At 73.5% G+C, this 5,765-nt stretch carries 6 protein-coding genes and 1 pseudogene; 2 read left to right on the forward strand and 5 right to left on the reverse strand.

The window, feature by feature from the left end; all coding sequences use genetic code 11:
* From C1I98_RS34230 to C1I98_RS34245, 4 genes are all read right to left on the reverse strand, one after another.
* On the reverse strand, window positions 1-532 hold a 532-nt coding region (locus tag C1I98_RS34230), incomplete at its 3' end, for a DUF6895 family protein (RefSeq protein WP_146607816.1).
* 4 nt (window positions 533-536) lie between these two features.
* A complete protein-coding gene (gene adfB, locus C1I98_RS34235; protein ID WP_146607817.1) occupies window positions 537-764 on the reverse strand; it encodes an actinodefensin-associated protein B in 228 nt (75 codons plus the stop codon).
* Window positions 761-2,536: an asparagine synthase-related protein gene (locus tag C1I98_RS34240; RefSeq protein ID WP_111171476.1), complete on the reverse strand. Its 1,776-nt coding sequence runs from the start codon at window positions 2,534-2,536 to the stop codon at window positions 761-763. Before C1I98_RS34240 ends, adfB begins: the two co-directional genes overlap by 4 nt.
* The gene (locus C1I98_RS34245) at window positions 2,533-3,078 is read right to left on the reverse strand and encodes a lasso peptide biosynthesis protein (RefSeq protein WP_111171477.1); all 546 of its coding nucleotides are present in this window, start codon (window positions 3,076-3,078) and stop codon (window positions 2,533-2,535) included. Before C1I98_RS34245 ends, C1I98_RS34240 begins: the two co-directional genes overlap by 4 nt.
* Before the next feature lie 517 nt (window positions 3,079-3,595).
* Here C1I98_RS34245 and C1I98_RS34250 point away from each other — a divergent pair.
* Window positions 3,596-4,831 (forward strand): sensor histidine kinase, encoded by a 1,236-nt coding sequence (locus C1I98_RS34250; protein ID WP_158558299.1) that lies wholly within the window; start codon window positions 3,596-3,598, stop codon window positions 4,829-4,831.
* Window positions 4,828-5,487 carry a response regulator gene (locus C1I98_RS34255; protein WP_111171479.1) on the forward strand — a complete coding sequence of 220 codons (660 nt, stop codon included), beginning with the start codon at window positions 4,828-4,830 and terminating at the stop codon, window positions 5,485-5,487. The genes C1I98_RS34250 and C1I98_RS34255 overlap by 4 nt, the downstream gene beginning before the upstream one ends.
* A 7-nt stretch (window positions 5,488-5,494) precedes the next feature.
* On the opposite strand, the pseudogene C1I98_RS42065 reads toward C1I98_RS34255, so the two are convergent.
* Window positions 5,495-5,765: pseudogene (locus tag C1I98_RS42065) on the reverse strand (hypothetical protein); the annotation flags it as partial.

Consider the following 5,765-nt stretch of genomic DNA (forward strand, 5'->3'; position numbering starts at 1 on the left):
CGTGGGTGGCGTCGTAGACGGCCGGTCCGTCGGCCATCGCGGTACGCCCGGCGAGGCCGAGCACCCAGGACCGCCACAGGCCCGCCCAGTCGGGGCCCCGCCGCAGGCAACCGGCCCGCCACAGCGCGTACGTCTGTCCGGGGGAGCGGGGCCGCGCGCCGCCCGCGATCAGCGCGCCCAGCAGCTCCTCGCCCTCGGCGGAACGGTGGCCGCCCGCCCGCAGCCACAGGTACGGCTGGACCCGGTGGATCGCCTCCGCCGGCCTGGCCCTGGCCGCGCGGGCGAAGGACGCGGCGCGGGTCCGCTCGGTCAGCACCGCCCGCCAGGTGTCCAGGTGGGCGTCCAGCGACCGGGACAGCCGGGGGAACCGGGCCGGGGACCGGCGGGCGAGCTGGTGTTCCACCAGGGCGAGTTCGGTGAGCCGCCTGGCGGCCGTGTCCGCCGCGCCCGCCGCGCCCTCCGCCCCGGCCGGCACGAGCCGCCCGAGGCGGCCCGTCACCCAGGCGGCACTACGCGCCGCCGCGTCCGTCACCGCACTACGCGGATCCATCACCGGGGGCGGGACGGAGGAGGCCGGCGGTGGTGAGCCGGGCGGCGAGGTCGTCGGTGAAGGGGTCGGGGATGGCGTCGCCGTCGAGGAGGCGGGCCAGGGCCGTGCCGGCCCGGGCCGAGACGCGGACCACGCGGAACGTGGTCGTGTCGACCAGCACGCCGCAGAACGGCAGCGTGCCGAACACGATCCCATCGGCCAGGCGCACGTTCATCGCACGAAACCTCGCAACCATTGCTCGATGACGCACAGGCGGGCCAGTGGCTCGCCCATCCGGTGGACGGTCCGCGGGTCGAGGCGGTCGGCGAAGCCGGGTTCGACGATGCCGTGCTCGACGAGCATCGAGTCCTGGCCCAGCAGCTTGGCCGCGAGCGCCGCGTTGTGGTGGGCGTAGGTGGCCGGGATGGCGTCGATCCTGGCCTGCCGCATGCGGACCGCGACCCGGTGCGGGATGCCCCGCCCCGCGTACGCGTGCCGCAGCAGGAACTTGTCCACGTGCGCGCCGTGCCCCACCGCCAGCTTGTACTCCGGCGGCACCGCCGCCAGGTACTCCACCACGTCCCGGTCGGCGAACGGCGTGAACAGGAAGGTCTCGCGCGGACGCAGGTCGTTCAGGTACCCGGTGTGGACGTGCGGAAAGTTCACCGCCTCCTTGACGAAGAGCTGTGCGGTGCCGGACGGACGCCGCCGCGGTACTCCCGCACCGTGGAACTCCTCCTCCTGCCGCCGGATCAGCCGCGCGGACTCGCCCACCGAGTCGGCGATCCGCTCCTGCGCGGCCCTGGTCAGGCCGACGTGGTGGTACAGGATCTCCGGGTTGGGCAGCGCGGCGGCCGGGTCGCCACTGGCCAGGCCGCGCAGGAACGCCACCGGCCCCGAGGAGAACGACGAGGACAGCGTCTCGCCCAGCACCTGCCACACCGGCCGCCCGGCGGCCAGCGGGTTCAGCGTGGACCAGCCCAGGCTGTCCCACAGCCCCCGGTGCCAGTCGTGCATGAACACCTGGTCGGACATGAGCCCGGTCAGCACGAACCGCGCGCCCCTGGCATGGGCCTCGGCGGCGGTGACGGCGTAGGCGGGCAGCGGTACGTGCGTACGCGGCAGCGAACGGTCGTCGGGGCCCTTGAGGTAGTCGCCGCCGGGCACGGTGTGCCGTCCCATGTCGTACTCCTGGAAGGCGATCCCGCTGTGCGCGGCCACCTCCCGCGCCGACTCGGCGTCCTGGGCGAAGCCGGGGAACCCGGAGAGGGTGAAGTGGAAGCCCAGCACGTCGGCGCAGTGGCGGGCGGCCTCGCAGGCCACCACGGCCGAGTCGGTGCCGCCGCTGAGCATGAGCACGGCGCTGTCCGCGCCGGCGAGCACGCGTTCGCAGGCCGCGGAGAGCCGGTCGCGCAGGCCGTCCGCGGCGTCCGCAAGGCTCGGGGGCGGCTCCTGGCCGAGGCGGAAGTCGTCGAAAGCCGACACCACGGGCCGCTGCCCGGACAGCCGCAACCGGTGCCCGGCGGGCAGCCGGTGGACGTCGCGGAACCAGGAGCGCTCGTGCGGGAAGCCGCGTTCGGCGATGAGCATCGGGACCAGGCCGAGCTCGACGTCGCCGAGGCCGGGCGCACGCTCGGGAAGCAGGTCGAGCGGGTCGGTGGACCACGACAGCGATCCGTCGCGGAGCGTCCAGAACAGCGGGACCATGGCGCTCAGCCCCCGGTAGAGGCTCAGCTCCCCGTCGCCCATGTGGGCGAGCACGAAGTCGCCGCGCAACCGCCGTACCGCACGGTCGCCCTCCTTATCGATGGCCCGCTGGAGGCGGCCGAGCGGCGAGCCGTCGCGGCCCGGCGCGTGGCCGATCCAACCGGCCAGCGCGGTACGGCCTGCGGGCCGCTCGACGGCCAGCGGACCGGTGTCGTCGTGCAACGGACTCTGTGTCAGCTCGCCCCCGCCGGTGTACGGCACGGGCACGCTGCCCCGCATGGCGAACGACGAGACGATCACGGCGCACCCACCGTCCTCGGGAGCCTGAGCAGTTCGGCGAACTGCATCGGCCGGCCCGCGTCCGCCTGGTCGGTGATGGCACGCTCGCCGATGACGGTCCAGGCGTGCAGTTCGTCGGGGTCGTCCAGCTTCTCGATCACCGGGTAGCCGATCGCGACATGGGCCTGGAAGCCGAGCACCCGCAGGCCCGCGCACAGCGCGAGCGACTCGTGCAGGCACAGCGGCGTGCCGGTGAGCGTCCGGCCGAGGCCGTGCAGCCGCCAGGCGGCCGACCGCGCGGCGAACACGACCTCCTCGCTCTCGCCCGCGCGGGGATCGCGGTCCGGAGGGAGGGCGGGCATCGCCGGCAACGCCTCCGCCAGCCCGCCGCGCCGGAATCTCTCGCCGACCCGCAGGTAGGAGGGCGCGGCGCGGACGATCTCGGCGTCCGTGACGCGGATCCGCCGGGGGACCGGCCGGTCGGCGACGAGGAACTTCCGCAGCGCGCGAAGGGTCTCGGCACGTCGCCGGGAATGAACGGATCGGGGCAGCGCTAGCGACATGATCACCTCTGGAACGGGTAGACGGGCAGCGGCGTGGACGCGCCGGAAAGGCGCGCCCACGCCGTGATTCACCGTTCAGCTCGTCCTCCGGTCATTTCCGGAGGGCGGGCCGATCACAGCGAGTCGTAGTCACCGATAATGGTGTCCTGAGTCGGACCAACCGGACCCATCGTGAGCTCGTCGAGCGTGCCGATGAACTCGACCTCCATGTTCTCCTTCATCGCTTTCACCTCCTCTGCTCAAATGGCGGGGAACGTTCGGACCACTGCCTTTCCGGTGCGCGATCGAGCAGAACGTGGCACACGAAAGGCGGCACGGCGAAATGGGATTTCCCGCTCCCGGCGGCGATGCGGTTCATTTGGAGCCATCTGCGGGTGCCAGGAGTCACCGCTCGTTTCGGAACTTAGCAATAGGGCCCCGCCGGGACAACCGTTCGGATTTGCCGACCGCGCCCGCCGGGGCCGCTTTGTGCGTGACAATCGGGATGTCAGAAAGGTCTTGACAGGAGGAGATGCCGATGTCGAGGACACTGGCCCGGGGGATGCCCGCCGTGGTGCGCGTCCTGTTATCGGCGGACCAGCCGCCCGCCGCGCGGCGTCCAGGTCTTCGCGGCGCGTGCGCGTGGGCCGTCGTCCACGCCAACGAGTTGTGCGCGGTGGCGCTGACCATCACCGCCTACACCTACGCGCGGGACGCGCTGTCGTTCACGCTCTTCCCGGCCTCCCTGGTGTTCGTCACCTCGGTGGCGCTGGCCGCCGGCCAGGCCGCCCCGCTGGCGCTGCGCCGGTCCTATCCGCTGGGCGCCTGGACGGTGCTGATCGTCGCCTTTCTGGCCTGCTGCCTGCTGGAACAGGTGCTGGAGCTGGCCCCAGGACGGCTCAGCGCCACCGCGAACCTCGTCGGCCCGCTGGTCCTCTACCGCGTCGGGCTGACCCGCCCACTGGGCCCGGTGCTGGCCGTCACGGGTGTCACGATGACGGCGTTCCTGGCCCTGCGGACGGAGCTGAATCCGGCCGGCGTGGTCCTGCTCATCGGGGTTTCGGCGCTGCTCGGCGGGCTGATGGCGGCGCGTGGCCGTACCGAGTCCGACCTCGCCCAGCACCGGCGGGCGCACGCGCTGCTGTCCGAGCGCGCCCGGATCGCCCGCGAGCTGCACGACGTCGTGGCCCACCACATGTCGATCGTCGCGGTGCAGGCCGAGACCGCCCCCTACCGGATCGACGGCCTCGCGCCGCGCGTCGCGGCGGAGTTCGAGTCGCTGGCCAAGGGCGCCCGGATGTGCCTGAGCGAGATGCGCCGGCTGCTCGGCGCGCTGCGCGACGAGAACACCGCCGCCGAGCTGACGCCCCAGCCGGGCCTCGCGGAGCTGGGCGAGCTGGCGGTCTCGGTACGCCGCACCGGCTCGCCCGTGGAGGTCGACATCGACGACTCGGCGGGCGCGCTGCCGCCGGTCCACTCCCTGGTGGTCTACCGGATCGTGCAGGAGGCGTGGAGCAACGTCGTGCGGCACGCGCCCGGGGCCCCGGTCCGCACCCGGGTGGAGCGCCGCGGCGGCGAGGTGTACGTCGAGGTCGCCAACGGCCCGCCGCCGCGCCTGCCGGGACGCGTGCCCAGGCTGGACGGCTCGGCGCTGGGCCTGCGCGGCATCCGCGAACGCGCGCAACTGCTCGGCGGCACGCTGCACGCGGGGCCGGTGGACGGCGGCGGGTTCGTGGTCAAGGCCACCCTGCCGGTGCGGGAGGCGGCCGGATGATCCGCGTGGTCATCGCGGACGACCAGGCCATGGTCCGCGAGGGGTTCGGGGCGCTGCTGGACCGGCAGCCCGACATGTCGGTGGTCGGGCACGCGGGCGACGGCGAGACCGCGATCGAGGTCTGCCGCAGGGAGCGGCCCGACGTCGTGCTGCTGGACGTCCGCATGCCGGTCATGGACGGCCTCCAGGCGGCGCGGGCGCTGCTGCACGCGGAGGTACCGCCCCGGGTGATCATCCTGACCACCTTCGACCTGGACGACTACGTGTTCGAGGCGCTGCGCGCGGGCGCCAGCGGCTTCCTGCTCAAGGACGCCCGCGCGGACGACCTCGTGCAGGCGGTCCGGGTGGTGGTGGCGGGGGAGGCGCTGCTGGCCCCCACGGTGACCCGCCGGCTCATCGAGCGGTACCTGTTCCAGGAGCCCGCCCTGCCGCCCGCCACGTCGTCGCTGGACGCGCTGACGCCCCGGGAGATCGACGTGTTCGCCCTGCTCGCCCGCGGGCTGTCCAACGCGGAGATCGCGGCCAGGCTCACCCTGGCCGAGGAGACGGTCAAGACCCATGTCGGGCGCATCCTGGCCAAACTGGGGCTGCGCGATCGGGTGCAGGCGGTGGTGCTCGCCTACGAGAGCGGCTTCGTCTCCCCGGGTCGGGGGTGATCCGGGCTCAGCGCGGGGCGTCGCGGCGTTCCAGCTCCGAGGCGAAGTTCTGGAGGGAGGCGGCGCACTTGCGGGCCGCGTCGGCCACCGTGGTCGCGCAGTGCGTCGGCACGTTGGCCGCGAGTTTGTCCCATTCGGCCGACTCCAGGGCGTGTACGTCCAGCAGGGTGAGCACCCGCCGCCCCATCTCGCTCTGCCGCAGCGCGGGGTCGCGTTTGAGGGTCTGGACGATCGGCCGCAACTCGGCGTCGATCTCGTCGCGTACCGGCTTCCGGGGG

Source organism: Spongiactinospora gelatinilytica, assembly GCF_003236385.1.
Taxonomy (GTDB): domain Bacteria; phylum Actinomycetota; class Actinomycetes; order Streptosporangiales; family Streptosporangiaceae; genus Spongiactinospora; species Spongiactinospora gelatinilytica.